Raw genomic sequence first — 15298 nt, forward strand, 5'->3', positions numbered from 1 at the left:
CATGTGAAGGTTTAAGTATTCAGCGGTAGAAAACCAAAGGTTAAATAAAGGTTAAAAGTGTCAGCCAAGTGTGGACTCGGACTCTCTCAGGATGCCCAAACTCCAGGCTTTTTAACGCTCTATCCGCTGGATTACAGTGTTTTGTGAAAGGGCAGCGCGATCGCCACCTGAAGTCCTCCCTCAGGCAAATTTTCAAAGCTAATTTCGCCGCCGCACAAGTCCAGACATCGCTTGGCGATCGCCAGGCCCAGCCCAGTGCCGGGAATTGCACCCACATTGCTGCCGCGATAAAACAGGTCACACAGCCGGGACTGGTCTTGCGGATTCAGCCCGATGCCCTCATCCCGGATGGAAAACTGTATCCCTCCAGGGCGATCGCGCATCTCTAGCGTAATCTGGCTATGGGCGGGAGAATATTTGACCGCGTTTGACAGCACATTGAGCAATACCTGTCGCAAAAGTGCCTGATCGAGGTAAACCTTGCGCTGGGTCAGGTGGTTGATCAGTTCCCATCGATGGCTACGGCCGCTGGTGGTCTGACATTCGCTCACCAGCGCCTCGCAAAAGGCTTCTGGGTCAAACCAAACGGGTGCAGGTTGCAGATCGCGGGCATCCGCCCGATCCAGCAGCAGGATGTCGTCTAGCATTTGCGTCATCCGATGCACCGTCACTTGGATTAGCCGCAGTTGCTCTAGCCGATCGTCCTCTGTCCAGTGGCGACCGTAGTATTCCAGCATTTCTGCCGCCGTCAGAATCGCCGTCAGCGGCGTGCGAAATTCGTGGGAAGTCATGGTGACAAAGTGCGATCGCAGTTCGCTGAGTTCTCGCTCTTTTTGCAGCGTCTTCAGCAACTCGGTTTCCAGCCGCTTGCGATCGCTCGTCTCCCGCTGAATCGCAATCCAGTGGGTATACCAGCCGTCGGCATTGGCTACAGGCACCAAGCTGATTTCAACCCAAAATTCGCTGCCGTCTTTGCGATAGTTTAGCAGTTCCACCAGCGCGGGCTGCCACCGTCGCAGCGAGTCCTTTAAACGGTTAAGGGCGGCCCGATCGGTCTTGGGCCCTTGCAAGATGCGCGGTGTTTTGCCAATTACCTCATCAGGCCGATAGCCCGTCATGCGGCAAAAGGCTTCATTGACGAACACAATTTGCGGGCCGGGCGCATCTATCGGTTCTGCGTTGGTAATCACAATCGAGTCGTTGGCGTGAAGCACCACCGATTGCAGAAGATTGCACTGCGTATCGGGATCTTGCAGCGTCTGCAATAAAGCGTCTGGTAAATCAGTTTTCACAGGGAACTGACCGAGAAATGAATGGTAACTATTAGCGTTCCCCAGAAATTGCCAAATATGTATACCGAGCAACCAAACGCAAGATTTTTTTTGCTACGTACCTAAAAAGGTTGAACGAATCCAGTGAGCCTCTTGAATCTTTTCTTTGTTTCTTAAGATGTTCCTCAATCCGTCCCTCAATCTGTTCCTGCCAGCGGAGGCTGCGATCGCCCCTCCGGACTAGCTCAAGCCCCCGACAGAGGAGATGAGTAAGGCCGTCCATCCTTGTGGAAAAAAATCCAGCCCGCCTCCCCCGCAGCGGCGACCAAATCATCGTCGGGATAGGTAACCTGGTCATCCAGCGTGCGATCGCCCACTTCGAGATACGTTGCCAGGGCCGCCGAGCGGTTCACCAGATGATGTCCGTTTGCCTCACCTGCGGGAAAACCCGCCGCCATTCCCGCTTTCAGCACTTGTTCGCCTGCATTGGTAATCAGCACCACTTCGCCCGTCAGCACGTAGATAAACTCATCCTGGCGCTGATGCCAGTGGCGCAATGCCGACATTGCCCCTGGCTCCAGTGCTACCCAGTTCACCCCAAAGTTTTTTAGCCCTGCTGCATCTCCCAAGCGTCGTTTGCTGCGACCTGCCAACCGCGCCTTAAACGGTTCTGGATAGACGGTTCCGGTTTTTGCAGGAACCTGCTCAGGATCGATGTGCATAGATGCAGGGTACATAGATGCAGGGTTGGGTTGAAGCGATTTGGAAAGATTGGAAAGCCCAGACACTCCTCAGGCAAGGACTGAAAAGTATCTGGGGATGTGGAGCATGAGTAGCAAGGCTCATGCAAGAGAGGAAGGTGTCCTTATACTGCCTGTCTCGCGACAAGGGTGGAATCACCCGAAGGGAGGATTTCAGTTGGATGAGGGCAGCGGCGCATCGGGCGATTCGGGGGCAGGGGCGCGACCCTCTCGCACGTCGGCAATTTCAGCAGCGGTCATGGGTTCATCCGTCAGCAGATAGACCGTGCCCTGGTTAAACGTCGAAATGACGTTGACATAGTAGGGCGGCTCGTCGGGCGGGGTTACTCGATACAAGCTAGAACCTGTGTCGTCGGCGGGTTCCAACTGCTGGGTTTGATAGCCCTGGGTCTGGAGTGTGGCTTGCAGATCGCGGGCGATCGCCCGCACCGGTCGCCCGTCTGTATCCGAGAGCCGCCAGCAGTTCAGAAACCCGCCGCAGTCATTCCTTGCCCCGTCCGGATGGGGAAAGGTTGCGTAGGGAATCGGGCTGGGCGACTCCTGAACCTCTGGCAAAGCTGTTGCGGGGCTGGGCATGGGCACCAGAGTCGGGCTGGGGGTCGGGGTCGGTGTGGCGGTAGGTGCTGGCGAAGCGGCTGGCGGCGCAGGGCTGGCGACCGGGGTTGGGGTTGGCTGGGGCGACGGCGTGGGGGGTTGGGTTGGCGCTGGGGCGGGCAATCTCACCGGGGCAGGCGGTCGCGGCACGGTCGTCGGGCGGGGCACGACAACCCGTTCGGGTCTGGGCAAGGGAGTAGGCGTTGCGATAGGCGAGGGGGATGGTGGAGTCACCGGCAGAGTAGCCGCTGGAGCCATCGCTGGCGTAGGCGACAGGGTAACCGAAAGCTCTGGCGGGTCAGGCGCTGAGTTGTCTGATTCTAGAGACTGAGATGGCTCGGCTCCGGAGTCTCCCGGCAGCAGCGGCAGCACCAGCAGCCCCGCGTGCAGCACTAGCGACATCAGCAGCCACGGGCGAAACAGAACCTGCATCAGTGCTGGCATATCGCGCTGGGTGCGGGCTTTAGGCATGGGAAGAGTGATAGACACAGACAGCAGGTAGATACGACAAATCCGTTAAAGACGCTCGCAAGCTGAGCTGCAAGAGCGGGTAAAACTTGCAAACCAACGTACAAATAGTCTATGCCGGCAAATGATAATCTTTATGGCTTATTGTCACTTCTAATCGCTAAATCTTAGAAGTTTTCCTGAATGTGCATAGCCCTGAATCTTGACAGAAAAGCCATTCTAGCACTCTCTCTGCAACTCAACCAAGGAACCTGCTCTGGAATTATATGCATCTACTTTGGTTATTTTTACAGATCAATTGAGAATTGCTTTCATTAAATGTACAATACACTCTGTCTTTGGTGATGCCTAGCGTGATCGAGCGGGTACATCGTCTAAGACGCGACCTTTGAGAGCGGGTCAATTACAGGTCAGTTAAGAGGCTAAGTAAGAGACCAAGCATGAAAATCGCTTGTTGGGCTGTCTGATTTCAAATCGCAGAATGTCCACAGCTTGACGATATGGCCCTCATCGAAGTTCATTAAGTTCAATTTCAGGAGTGAAAGTCCCTATGGGAAAAATGACTCGGCGAGTTTTTATCGCCACGGGTAGCGCCCTGGCCGCCGCCACAGTTGGGCAATTCGGTCGCCGTGCGACAGCCCAACAAAGCCGAGGTGTTGTAAATCTTTACTCATCTCGCCACTATGACACTGATGACAGCCTCTACCAGAGCTTTGCCGAAGCGACAGGCTTTCGGGTCAACCTAGTAGAAGCCGAGGCCGACCAACTGATCGAGCGCATCAAGAGCGAAGGCGCAAATAGTCCGGCGGATGTGCTGATTACTGTAGACGCAGGACGACTCTGGCGAGCGCAGCAGGAAGGTATTTTGCAACCCATCCGATCGAGGACGCTGGAAGCGGCAATTCCCAGCTATCTGCGAGAGCCGGATGGCCATTGGTTTGGGCTGAGCAAGCGGGCACGGGTTTTGTATTACAGCAAGGAGCGTGTGAATCCGGCTGATCTTTCCACTTACGAAGACCTGACCAACTCTAAGTGGCGCGGCAAGGTGTTGACGCGATCTTCGACCAATGTCTACAGCCAGTCGCTTACGGGATCAATTCTGCATGTCCACGGGCCGCAGGAAACTGAGGCCTGGGTGCGGGGGCTAGTGGCAAACTTTGCCCGTCCGCCAGAAGGCAATGATACGGCTCAGATTAAAGCAGTTGCAGCGGGGCTGGGCGACATTGCGATCGCCAATACCTACTACTTTGCCCGTCTGGTGAAGTCCACTGACCCCGCCGATCAGGACGTGGTGAACAAGGTAGGCATTTTCTTCCCCAATCAGCGCGATCGCGGCACCCATATCAATATCAGTGGTGCAGGCGTTCTAAAGACTGCTAAGAATCGCGAGGGCGCGATTCGGTTTATTGAACACATGGTCAGTCGTCAGGCTCAAGAGATCTTCGCCAAGGGCAATAACGAATATCCTGTGCTGTCTGGCGTGGCGCTAGATTCGGTGGTTGCTGGCTTTGGCACGTTCAAGGAAGACGAGCTAAACGCTGCCATCTTTGGACGCAACAACGCCGAGGCACTGCGGATTATGGATCGCGGCGGCTGGACGTAGATTTGGCACTGGATGGGTTGAGCAGCGGGTTGGCTTTGTGCGGCTTGCTATAGCTCAACCCAGCGGCGCAGCAGATTGGCGTGGCATTTCGTAATCTGGTCAAATTCTGGCGTTTTGCCGTGCTGCCGAAACAGGGATTGGCGGGCGGTATCTAGCTCAAACAGCAGCTCGCGATCGCCCGCATTTCTGACCAGGCTTTGCACCCAGGTCACAGCAACCAACCGCGTCCCCCGCGTCACGGGTTCTACCCGATGCAGCGTGGTAGCGGGATATAGCACCATTGCTCCCGCTGCCAGCTTAAACGGGTGATGCCCCAGCGTATCTTCGATGACCAGTTCTCCACCGTCATAATCGTCTGGCGAATTGAGAAATAGCGTGAGCGACAGATCCGTTCGCATCAGGTCTGTTTGTTGAGAATCACCGGATAAAAGGGCGCTCCCACCCATCAGGGCATTGTCTACGTGTGTGCCGTAGCCCATGCCGACCTCGTAGCGGCTGATTAGCGGCGGACGAATGACTTTCGGATAGGCGGCCATTTGAAACAGGGCGTTGCGCCGTAATGCTGCCAAAATGAGCGATCGCACGGTTTCTGCGATTTCTCCAGCTTCGAGTTGAGTATTGTGCTTGACCTGTTTGGCATACCAGCCAGCAGTCGTTTTCCCATCTGCAAAAGAAGCTGACTGCAATGCAGTAGAGATGGTTTCTAGCTCTTCAGCGGTCAATACAGCATCAAGGCAAAGGATCATGGCAGTGCAGCAGACAGGTCAAGGTGGGGTCAAGGTTGGGTAAGCGAGCGCGATTGCAGTTTGAGCATTGGAGCATAAACCCAAAAGAACGATTTCAGGATATCTTTGCTCCTTTTTTGAAGATGACATAGGAGTTACTCCGTTGAAAGCCCTTACGAATCGAGATATGAACGGACGGATGAAGCTTTGGGTCGGCGTTGGTGCATTTGTCATCACACAGGCTAGCACCCAGGCGATCGCCGGCCCCACCCCAGAGTCAGCTAGCACGGGCGATCGCCCGATCGCTACGCAGCCCCATCCTGTTGCCCCGGCTCCCTTGAGTGTGGCTCAGGCGGGTGGTGAAGGGGGCGAAGGCGGTGAAGGGGGCGAAGGCGGTGAGGGAGCTTCACCCCAGTCGGTCGGCTTTTGCGCTGCAATTGCTGTGGAGGGGGGCGGTGAAGGCGGCGAATCGGGAGCGGTGCAGCCTGTTGGCAGCCCGGTGCGGGTGTATGGCGCAGCAGCCGTTCCAGGCTCGACCTTTGGCGATCGTCAGGTACTTGCCAGTTTCGTGGATGCTGTGCTGCTGCCCACCTATGGCGAGTTGACCAGCGCTGCCCAACGGCTGAATCGGGCGATCGCCCAGTTTGCCGCCCGCCCCACCCAGGCAAACTTGCAGACCGCCCGACAAGCTTGGCTGGCGGCTCGTCTGCCCTGGGAAAGCAGCGAAGCGTTTGCCTTTGGCCCGGCGGCATCGCTGGGTTACGACGCTGGACTGGATGACTGGCCTGTGAATGAGGTAGACGTGGTTGCTGTTTTGCAAAGTCAGGATGCCCTTACGCCTGACTATTTGGAAACACTGCAAACGTCTCAAAAAGGCTTTCATACCATTGAGTTTTTGCTGTTTGGGCGGAATAACGACAAGCGACTGGCAGATTTCACGCCCCGCGAGTTGGAATATTTGCAGTTGATTGGGGCGGATTTTGCAGCCACAGCCGAGAACCTGCTGGCAAGTTGGGACGAGGGCGTAGAGGGCTATCCGGCCTATCGCAAAGAGTTTGTGGAGGCGGGCGATCGCAGCACTGCGTATCCCACGCCCCAGGCGGCGGCGACCGAACTGGTGCAGGGCATCATCGATATTTTGGATGAGTTGGGTGCAGTCAAAATTGGCGAGGCCCTGGATGCTCAGAATCCCTTCTTGCTGGAAAGCCGCTTTAGCCACAGTTCGCTTCAGGATTTTTACCAAAACCTCCGCAGCGTGGAGTTGACCTATTTTGCAGGCAGCGCCAGCCGCCCCGGTCGCCACAGCCTCAGCCGCTATGTCGCCAGCATTGATCCAGCCCTGGATGCTCAGGTGCGGCAGTATTTACAGGCGGCGGAATCCGCGGTCAAGGCCATTCCGGGCCCCATCGAAACGACTCTCTGTGACCCGGCTGCAAAGCCCCGAATTGCGGCGGCACGGGATTCGCTGCTGACGCTGCGGGGCGTGTTTGAGCAGTGGATTATACCACTGGTGCAGGAGTGATTGGAGTAATGGCTCGTATTGCTGGGTTGCGTCGCGCCAAGGGGCGATTTGGGGCGATCGCCCTCCTTTCTGCCATTGCAGGCGTGCTGGCCTCGCTGCTGCTGCATGGTGCGGGCTGGGCCCAGTCGCCGCTGCTGCTGTCGGGGGGAGATGCTACAGTTCAAAACCGCACCTCTCAGGGCTATTCCCAACCTGCGCCCAACCTCAGCCGCGAATGGTTGGCGCTGCATCAAGTGGGCGATCGCCATTTTGAGGCCGCCTTTGTCACGCCGCCCGCCCCAGTCAACGGTGGACTGGGGCCGTTGTTTAACAACACGTCCTGCGCTGGATGTCACATTCGAGATGGGCGGGGAATGCCTGTTCCTGGACAGCTTTTGCTGCGGGTCAGCCTGCCTCGTCAGGGCTTGCCCGATTCGCCGGAAGCTGTACTGTCCACTCCGACTGAGGCTGCATCCGTGCTGCAAGCCAACGCCCATCTGGAGGCTTCCGTCAGCCTGGGCAACGCGCCGCCTGTTCCGGGCATTGGCACGCAGATTCAGGATCAGGCAGTGTATGGCTATTTGCCCGAAGCGCGGGTCAAGCTGCGCTGGCAGGAGCAACCCGGAACCTACGCGGATGGAACGCCCTACTCGTTGCGATCGCCCCAGTTTGAGATCACGCTGCCCAGCGGCGATCCCCTGCCGTCGCACATCCTCGTGTCGCCCCGCATCCCGTCGCCCGTATTTGGCACAGGTTTGCTGGAAGCTGTTCCCGAAGCGGAAATTCTGGCGCTGGCCGATCCCAACGACGGGGACGGGGACGGCATTTCGGGTCGCCCGAATGCTGTTTGGGATGTGGAACAGCACGCTGAGGTGCTGGGACGCTTTGGCTGGAAAGCCAACAATCCCACGCTGCTTCAGCAAGGGGCCTCTGCCTATATCAACGATATGGGCGTGACCAATCCCCTGTTTCCGGAACCCGATGGCTCCTACGAGGTTGATGCCGATACGCTGAAGGCCAATACGGTTTACGTGCAAACGCTGGCGGTGCCTGCACCCACGCAACGCCAAGATCCCCAGGTGCTGAAAGGAGAGCGCCTATTTAATGCGGCGAATTGTGCGGGCTGCCATGTGCCAACGCTGCACACCGGGCCGCACGAAATTCCGGCGCTGGCAAACCAGACCATCCATCCCTACACCGATTTGCTGCTGCACGATCTGGGCGAAGGGCTGGCCGACCATCGTCCCGATTTTCGGGCAACGGGGCAGGAGTGGCGCACGCCGCCGCTGTGGGGCATTGGGCTGGTGCAAACCGTTTTGCCCTATTCTGGCTATTTGCACGATGGTCGTGCCCGCACGCTAGCAGAAGCTATCCTATGGCATGGGGGCGAGGCAGCATCCGCTCGCGAGGCATTTAGAACTATGCCAGAGGGCGATCGCGCTGCCCTATTAAAGTTCCTTAATTCGCTCTAAGGCCGCTAGACTACTGATACAGGGATATCCGCCTGTCATAGCCTTAGTCTGGGAATCTGGCATAGAAATCTGGCGATTGGGGGAGGAAGTCGGCGTGAGTGAAGCCTCAAGTCAAGCATCAAATCAAACACTGGTGCGGATTTTAATCGTGGAAGACGACCCTATGATGCAGCTTGGATTGGAGCAGTCTTTGAGTAACCAACCGGGCATCCAAGTCGTGGGTCGGGCCGATGACGGCTATTTCGCAGTAGAAGAAACCCTAAAGCTCAAGCCCGACATTGTGGTGATGGACATCGGGCTGCCCCGCATGGACGGCATTGCCGCAACGCAAAAGATTAAAGAGTCCCTGCCTGAGGTGCGAGTTGTCATGCTCACATCCCACACCACTGAAAATGAGGTGATCGCGGCCCTGTCAGCCGGGGCCGATGCCTACTGCGTCAAAGGAACGACCGTTGAGCGCCTGCTAGCAGCCATTGAGGCGGCACGGGAAGGAGCCAGCTATCTCGACCCCCAGGTGGCCCGACTGGTGATGGATCACCTCAAATCGCCCACCAGTGCCGCAGATGCGATCGCCATCGGCCAGCTTTCTCAGCGAGAGCTAGAGGTGCTAAAGCTGATGGTCGAAGGGCGGAGCAATCCTGAAATCGCCACCGCGCTCTACCTCAGCCCTAACACGGTGAAAACCCATGTACGCGGCATTATGAACAAGCTTGCGGTAGATGATCGCGTGCAGGCCGCGGTCGTGGCTCTTAGGGCTGGTCTAGTGTAGCAAATTTGATACTTAAGATTTCTGAAATCACCCGATTGTAGGATGTCGTCTTATGATATTAAAATCTGATGCTTAGATACTTGCTCTTGAGAGCAAATACCTCCAGAGAATGAGGGCCAATTTTTGTCTGGCTGGCTAGAATCATCGGTATGCAGACCTCGCAATCTGCCTACACAAAATGGCTTCATGCTTTATCAGCGAGGACTGTGTTTTTGTTCCAGTCGATGATTGGGGTCGCAGATGAGATTGTACTGAGTCGCTTTGAGTACAGCCGCCCTGCGGATATTGCCGATAAACTTGTGACACTAAAGCAGGTTTTTTGGAACTGTCTGAGGATTAAACGTTGTCTACTTAAATGTTGGCTACAACAATGGGCAAACTGCGATCGCCCTCATCCGTCTTCCCTTCTGTGGTCTTTGTCTGTGCCTGTAATTTTGGCAGGCGACGTGCTTTGAGTTCCTGGAGCGCATTGGCAAAGGCAAGCGTACTTCCAACTGTGTCTCTCTTGTTGAGACTTCACTCTTCCGACATATCTTCTAGGCTCTCTCAGGAGAGTTGTCTACAACCTTTAGTTTTGCGTGATTGGGCTGAGCCTTATGACAACCACACTCGACGAAATCTACAAGTTTTTCAAGAATCCGCCACCGTTCTACCTGAACAAGGAATTGGCGGTGTGCTACGTGCTGTCTGTGCTGCTCAAGCAGGACTCCTACGGCACGGAGCTGATTAGTCTGCTAGAGACGGAATATCCTGCCTATCGGCTGTCGGATACGGTACTCTATAGCGCCCTCAAGTTTCTGGAAGATGGAGCTGCTGTGATCGGCTATTGGAAGAAGGTGGAAGGCCGCGGTCGTCCTCGTCGGATGTATCAAATTACCCCAGAATGGCGCGATCGCGCTGAGGAACTGTCCCGCCTGTGGGAAAGCTACACCCAGAACAATGCCACCGTTCCTGTGGGCGTATCCGACTAATTCATCCGACTAATTCAGCAGAGCATCCCATCGCTGTGTAGGGGCTGATAGGTTGATTGACGATGAATTGATTGATAGTGAATTGATTGATCTCGTTCAGCCTATGTCTTAACTAAGCAATCATCATTACCCCTACGATTTTTACCTGAGATTTCCTATGCATTCCGCCTGGTTGCGAGAATGATTGCAGAGTGGCTGCACAGACAGCTACTCTGCTTTTGCATTTGTTTTGACTCTTGGCCACTCGACCCCGACTGCGAACTGCGGCCAAATCACCCATCAGGGCACAATCTTTCGTACATTAAAAGGGGTGGATCTAACGCCCACAGCAATGTCCTTAAAGAGAGATCCTGGCTAAGGTGTATGGAACTTCCGGTCTTGTCGTCTACTGCACTGCTGACCGTATTACTCGCAATAGGTTTGTTTTTCTTTATTCGGGCTTCGACCAAAGATCGGATTGAGGTGGCGAGGCTGGTGGGCGATCGCCCAGAGGAAGACCTACTCGAAGCCATCCAGCAATACTTCACCCAGCGGGCCTATCGCATCGCCGCTGTGGATGCCGCTCAAAACCAAGTGACCTATGAAGGACTGGTTCGCGCCAGCACGTTTCTCGCCATTTTCCTCTCGGCGCTTGCGGCGGTAGGGCTACTGTGCCTGTCCCTTGTCTTCTCGTTTTTGTTTCCCACGGTTGGCAACCTATTTTTAGGATTGGTGCTGTTGGCTCCGCTGGCGGGGGTATTCTACTGGAAACGATCTACCCGACCCGAGCAGGTGTCGCTAAAAATTGCCGATCTGACCCCTGATGCCGCTCTTGAAATTCGTGGGACGCTGCTGGTGGTGACTGGGCATCGTGACGAACTGGCTGAATTTCAGCAAGCCCTGCGGCTGATGCCACTGAACGAATAACTCAAGCGAATCACTCATCCAAACGGAATTGGGATCAGCCTTTACAGTTAAGCATCTGCGATTTAAGCGTCTGTATTTAAGCGTCTGTGATTTGGCTGCCCACCTACTGCCAATACTCATCTGCTAATACTCATTAAGTTTTTGTTGAGTCTCCGTCCCCCCGAACCTCCTCTCCCCCAGCCGCGTTCTGTGAACCTTTCGTCGCTGACTCAACGCCTCCACCAACTGCCCAGCGTATTTCGGGAAGCCCTCTTTCCCTCAGACCTTGGCAATGAAGATCCCGCCTATCTGGAGTGGCAGCAGGGCTTTATGCGGCGACGGCTGAGTTTGTCGCTGCGAATTGGGATTCTGGCTTATCTCACGTTTATTCTGCTGCGGGTGCTTTTGGTTTTGGTCAATCGCAGCACGGTTCCGCCAAGCTGGTTTGCAATGGCGGGTGCATCCTTACTAGGGCTGGTGCTATGCCTGATTCTCCATCGGGGTAAGATCGGGCGGCGCTATCCAGCGCTGATTTTTTTGGGTTGCTCTTGGTCGATCACGCTGATCGAGCAGATTTGGGCAACGCTGCGAGGCGTGGCGTTTCCCGGCGTATTTGCCTGGACGCTGGTGTTTTTGGTGCAGGCGACGCTGTTGCCCGTGCGCTGGCCCCTACATTTGGTGGCTCAGGTCGGCTTGCTGGGCTATTACCTGATTGTGAACTCACTGCTGGGGCTGAATGAGGCTGCGGGGTCGAGGTGGGACGCGACGCTGTGGCTCTATTTGCTCTGGTTTTGCGGGATTTGTAACCTGTCAGTGTTTCTCTATGAGCAGTTGCAGCGGGCGGAGTTTCGGGCGCGGCGGGCGCTGGAGGCAGAGCAGGAAAAATCGGAGCGGCTGCTGCTGAACATTTTGCCGGAGTCGGTCGCCCAGCAGTTGAAACAAGACCAGCGCACAATCGCCGAGCATTTTCCCGAAGTAACGGTGCTATTTGCCGATATTGTCGGGTTTACGGAACTGTCGGCGGGCGTGCCGCCAGAGGAGATGGTGCGGCTGCTGAATCAGGTGTTTTCCAAATTTGACCTGCTGGCAGAGCAGCACGGGCTGGAGAAAATCAAAACCATTGGCGATTCTTATATGGTGGTTGGCGGGCTGCCCATAGAGCGGGCCGACCATCTGGAGGCGATCGCCAATATGGCGCTGGACATGCAGCGGGCGATCGCCCAGTTCAAAACGCCAAACAACACGCCGTTTAACATGCGGATTGGCATTAACACCGGTCCCGTTGTGGCGGGCGTAATTGGCGTGAAAAAATTTATCTACGACCTCTGGGGTGACACGGTGAACACTGCCAGTCGCATGGAGTCGCAGGGGCTTCCGGGCATGATCCAGGTGACGGAGGCGGTGTATGTCCGGCTGTGCGATCGCTACGAATTCAAAGAGCGCGGCACGATTTACGTGAAGGGCAAAGGGCAAATGAAAACCTACCTGCTCCTGCGCCGCGCCGATTAACATCGATTTTGGATTTTAGATTGGTGATTTCAGAAATCCAAAATCCAAAATCCAAAACCGCTCTCATCGCAATTCATGCAGCACCCGCAGCAGCAGCGCCGTTTCCTCCTCTGGGGCACGAGACACCAGCCTGCGGCGCGAATAGAGGAAAAAATAAGCCAGCAGGATGGCGATTACTACTAGCACCCCCCGAATGCCGGGGCGATAGCTTGGATCGGCCAGGCTGGCCATCAGCGCCACAATGGAGAGAATCAGCCCCACCCACGCACCGGCCGACCCCAGCGGGCTGAGGTAGGGGCGATAGAGTTCGGGGCGATCGCGCTTGAGCTTGAGGTAGCTGGCAAAGACCAGAATGTAAGACAGCACCGCGCCAAAGACGACCATATTCAGCAGCGCCGGGCCGATGGCCTGACCCGCCAGTTCAATCAGCCCGATGCAGAGTAGCCCCACCGCCGCCCCCACCAGCAGGGCGATTGCCGGGGTTCGATATTGGCTGGTGACGGAAATCCAGCGCGGCAGATAGCCCGCCCGCGACAGGGCAAACAGAGAGCGGCTGTAGGCGTAGATGACGGCGTGGAAACTGGCGATTAGCCCCGCCAGCGCTAGAAATGTGAGCGTGCGCGTGGCCACTGTGCCTTCGCCAAACACGGCCCGCAGTCCGTCGGCCAGGGGGGCAGTGGTGCGGGCGATCGCCGCTGCGCCGACAAAGGTTTCGTTGGTATCTGCCGTAACGAGGGTTGCGGGCACGCCGGAATTTAGCACCAGCGTCAGCAGCGAAACGCCCAGCAGTGTTGCAATACCCCACAGCAGAGCGCGAGGAATGTCCCGGCGAGAGTCGGTCGCTTCCTCCGCCGACAGGGGCAACTGCTCGATCGCCAAAAAGAACCAAATTGCGTAGGGAATTGCACCAAAAATGCCGCCGACTCCGTTGGGCAACCAGGCGGGATTTCCCTCAGTAGGAGCAATATTCAGCAGCAGCCCCGGCTGGAACTTGCCGCTCAGCACGGCCCCGAGGTAGAAATCCACCAGCACGGCCAGGGCAATCACCGTGAACACCAGCCCCACCTTCAGGCTGGGTTCAACGCCCAGAATATTGATGCCGACAAAGATGGCATAGAACAGCAGCCACCAGATGGGCGGCGGCACGGCGGGAAACAGGCTGTTCAAATACGCGCCGATGAAAAACGCAATCAGCGCTGGCGTAATCAGGTACTCGATCAAATCGGTGATGCCCGACAAAAAGCCGCCCAGCGGCCCAAAGGCATGGCGCACAAAGGAGTAGAAGCCGCCCGCGTGGGGCAATGCCGCAGACAGTTCCGCAATCGTGTAGACCAGGCAAATGTAGAGAACTGCCATGAGCAGAGTGGCGATCGCCATACCGCCGAAGCCGCCAGCCGCCAGCCCAAAATTCCATCCCGAAAAATTGCCCGAAATCACTGCGCCCACGCCTAGCGACCACAGCAGCCCCCAGCCCACGCTGCGGCGGAGCTGTCGCTTCTGAAAGTAGGCCGCCTCGACGGGTTCATAGCTCACCCAGGCCTCCAGCGCTCCCTCGTCTGCGGGATGTCCTGGATTTCGATCGGTTGGAATTTGACCTGCCATCCCTGCCTCACAAAACTTGTCCACAGCGATTTAATACCACACAAGCGGGGATGGCGCGAGTTCGCAGCAATCTTGCGCCGCATTCCGACTTGCGCCGCATTCCGAAAAGACAAGGTCGGTGCAACGGCACGCTTGCAGCAAAAGGGTTTTCTGGAATTCTTCAGCGCTGGAATTCTTTATAATTTGGGCGATCGCCCCAGAGAAATCGGCGCTATGCTTTGGAGTTGTGAATTGGCAAGCAGGCAGGGCAATGGTGAGGAGTGATTCGGCAATGAGCAATTCGGTGAGCAAAGTTTCTTCAGACAGAGGTTCTCTGCACGGCACGGTTCGAGGCACAGTTCAAGGCACAGTTCAATATGGATTTCGACCAGGGCGCGTTGCCTGGGCGATCGCAGGCTGTGTAGGACTGCTGATGGCAAGCTGCGGCAGAGGCCCTGCGCCTGAGGCAGCCAACCCAGACCCCGCAACAGACCTCGTTGCCGAATCGCCCATCGCCGAAGGTTCCGCAGACACAACACCCACGGCAACCTCATCTGATGAAATGTTTGCCTCGCCGACTGTGCCCGTTGCCCCCAGTGCCACCGCCACCAAGCCCCTACCGCCGGGACAACTGGCCACCGGGCTGATTTCCTCGACCACTGTGCCTAGTCGCCTGCCCCAGGTCAGCGCCGGCCGCAGCGACCCGTTTGCGTCGCTGGGCGAAACACCCGTGGTGATTCGGCAGCCCGCCATTCCGCCTGTGCCGCCGGAGGATCGCCCGATTGCGGCGGAGCTACCCCAGCCCCAGGTTCTCCCTGAACTGCCTGCGCTGGTGCCTGTGCCCGCCGTACCGCCTGCGATCGCCGTTGCCGCTGTCCCACCTGCCGTTCTGCCTGTGCCTGCTGCGCCCCCCGTCAGCATTCCCCAGAGCATCCAGATCAGCGGCGCGATGGAAATGGGCGGTCGCTACAGCATCATTGTCGAGGTGCCGGGAGAAGGGAGCCGCTATGCGTCGGTGGGCGATCGCCTCGCGGGTGGCACAGTGCTAATTAAGCGGGTAGAAATGAATGGGCAGGAACCCCGCGTGATTTTGGAACACAATGGACAAGAGATTGTCCGCACGGTGGGCGATCGCACGACGCTGCTGAGCTATCGTTAAAGCATTCAGCGATTCAAGCGCTGACCCTC

13 protein-coding genes are annotated in these 15298 nt (G+C 56.7%); 8 read left to right on the forward strand and 5 right to left on the reverse strand.

What is annotated here, in order from left to right; genetic code table 11:
- Positions 1 to 131: 131 nt before the first annotated feature.
- The 3 genes from IGS16_RS04445 to IGS16_RS04455 all read right to left on the reverse strand — a co-directional run bounded on the left by IGS16_RS04445 (position 132) and on the right by IGS16_RS04455 (position 3097).
- The gene (locus IGS16_RS04445) at positions 132 to 1292 is read right to left on the reverse strand and encodes an ATP-binding protein (RefSeq protein WP_297083650.1); all 1161 of its coding nucleotides are present in this window, start codon (positions 1290 to 1292) and stop codon (positions 132 to 134) included.
- Between the two features lie 224 nt (positions 1293 to 1516).
- The gene (locus IGS16_RS04450; protein ID WP_367185724.1) at positions 1517 to 1993 is read right to left on the reverse strand and encodes a cupin domain-containing protein; all 477 of its coding nucleotides are present in this window, start codon (positions 1991 to 1993) and stop codon (positions 1517 to 1519) included.
- A 192-nt stretch (positions 1994 to 2185) separates the two neighbouring features.
- Positions 2186 to 3097, reverse strand: a complete 912-nt coding sequence (locus IGS16_RS04455) for a hypothetical protein (RefSeq protein WP_297083655.1) — start codon at positions 3095 to 3097, stop codon at positions 2186 to 2188.
- 547 nt (positions 3098 to 3644) lie between these two features.
- Between IGS16_RS04455 and IGS16_RS04460 the strand changes: the two genes are divergently transcribed.
- A complete protein-coding gene (locus IGS16_RS04460; protein WP_297083657.1) occupies positions 3645 to 4697 on the forward strand; it encodes a Fe(3+) ABC transporter substrate-binding protein in 1053 nt (350 codons plus the stop codon).
- A gap of 47 nt (positions 4698 to 4744) precedes the next feature.
- On the opposite strand, the gene IGS16_RS04465 is transcribed toward IGS16_RS04460, so the two are convergent.
- Positions 4745 to 5443: a Fe2+-dependent dioxygenase gene (locus IGS16_RS04465; RefSeq protein ID WP_297083659.1), complete on the reverse strand. Its 699-nt coding sequence runs from the start codon at positions 5441 to 5443 to the stop codon at positions 4745 to 4747.
- A gap of 142 nt (positions 5444 to 5585) precedes the next feature.
- Here IGS16_RS04465 and IGS16_RS04470 point away from each other — a divergent pair, with 142 nt between their 5' ends.
- From IGS16_RS04470 to IGS16_RS04495, 6 genes are all read left to right on the forward strand, one after another.
- Positions 5586 to 6944 carry an imelysin family protein gene (locus IGS16_RS04470; protein WP_297083661.1) on the forward strand — a complete coding sequence of 453 codons (1359 nt, stop codon included), beginning with the start codon at positions 5586 to 5588 and terminating at the stop codon, positions 6942 to 6944.
- A gap of 8 nt (positions 6945 to 6952) precedes the next feature.
- Positions 6953 to 8395 (forward strand): di-heme oxidoredictase family protein, encoded by a 1443-nt coding sequence (locus tag IGS16_RS04475; RefSeq protein WP_297083663.1) that lies wholly within the window; start codon positions 6953 to 6955, stop codon positions 8393 to 8395.
- Between the two features lie 133 nt (positions 8396 to 8528).
- Positions 8529 to 9164, forward strand: coding sequence for a response regulator (locus IGS16_RS04480; protein WP_367185725.1), 636 nt, complete (start codon positions 8529 to 8531; stop codon positions 9162 to 9164).
- Between the two features lie 596 nt (positions 9165 to 9760).
- On the forward strand, positions 9761 to 10135 hold the full coding sequence (locus tag IGS16_RS04485) for a PadR family transcriptional regulator (RefSeq protein WP_068514009.1): 375 nt from the start codon (positions 9761 to 9763) through the stop codon (positions 10133 to 10135).
- A 363-nt stretch (positions 10136 to 10498) separates the two neighbouring features.
- On the forward strand, positions 10499 to 11041 hold the full coding sequence (locus tag IGS16_RS04490; RefSeq protein ID WP_297083667.1) for a cofactor assembly of complex C subunit B: 543 nt from the start codon (positions 10499 to 10501) through the stop codon (positions 11039 to 11041).
- 189 nt (positions 11042 to 11230) lie between these two features.
- A complete protein-coding gene (locus IGS16_RS04495) occupies positions 11231 to 12529 on the forward strand; it encodes an adenylate cyclase (RefSeq protein ID WP_297083669.1) in 1299 nt (432 codons plus the stop codon).
- 63 nt (positions 12530 to 12592) lie between these two features.
- Here IGS16_RS04495 and eat read toward each other — a convergent pair whose 3' ends face one another.
- Positions 12593 to 14131, reverse strand: a complete 1539-nt coding sequence (eat, locus tag IGS16_RS04500) for an ethanolamine permease (RefSeq protein ID WP_297083671.1) — start codon at positions 14129 to 14131, stop codon at positions 12593 to 12595.
- Between the two features lie 271 nt (positions 14132 to 14402).
- Here eat and IGS16_RS04505 point away from each other — a divergent pair, with 271 nt between their 5' ends.
- A complete protein-coding gene (locus tag IGS16_RS04505; protein WP_297083673.1) occupies positions 14403 to 15269 on the forward strand; it encodes a hypothetical protein in 867 nt (288 codons plus the stop codon).
- Positions 15270 to 15298 lie beyond the last annotated feature (29 nt).

Origin of the sequence: Thermoleptolyngbya sp. C42_A2020_037, from assembly GCF_015272455.1 — a bacterium.
Classification (GTDB): domain Bacteria; phylum Cyanobacteriota; class Cyanobacteriia; order Elainellales; family Elainellaceae; genus Thermoleptolyngbya.

What these genes read in the sequence shown, in the direction of transcription:
- IGS16_RS04450 (WP_367185724.1), bottom strand. Translation starts at nt 1,993, where the DNA reads ATGCACATCGATCCTGAGCAGGTTCCTGCAAAAACCGGAACCGTCTAT.
- IGS16_RS04460 (WP_297083657.1), top strand. Translation starts at nt 3,645, where the DNA reads ATGGGAAAAATGACTCGGCGAGTTTTTATCGCCACGGGTAGCGCCCTG.
- IGS16_RS04455 (WP_297083655.1), bottom strand. Translation starts at nt 3,097, where the DNA reads ATGCCTAAAGCCCGCACCCAGCGCGATATGCCAGCACTGATGCAGGTT.
- IGS16_RS04485 (WP_068514009.1), top strand. Translation starts at nt 9,761, where the DNA reads ATGACAACCACACTCGACGAAATCTACAAGTTTTTCAAGAATCCGCCA.
- IGS16_RS04475 (WP_297083663.1), top strand. Translation starts at nt 6,953, where the DNA reads ATGGCTCGTATTGCTGGGTTGCGTCGCGCCAAGGGGCGATTTGGGGCG.
- IGS16_RS04465 (WP_297083659.1), bottom strand. Translation starts at nt 5,443, where the DNA reads ATGATCCTTTGCCTTGATGCTGTATTGACCGCTGAAGAGCTAGAAACC.
- IGS16_RS04505 (WP_297083673.1), top strand. Translation starts at nt 14,403, where the DNA reads ATGAGCAATTCGGTGAGCAAAGTTTCTTCAGACAGAGGTTCTCTGCAC.
- IGS16_RS04490 (WP_297083667.1), top strand. Translation starts at nt 10,499, where the DNA reads ATGGAACTTCCGGTCTTGTCGTCTACTGCACTGCTGACCGTATTACTC.
- eat (WP_297083671.1), bottom strand. Translation starts at nt 14,131, where the DNA reads ATGGCAGGTCAAATTCCAACCGATCGAAATCCAGGACATCCCGCAGAC.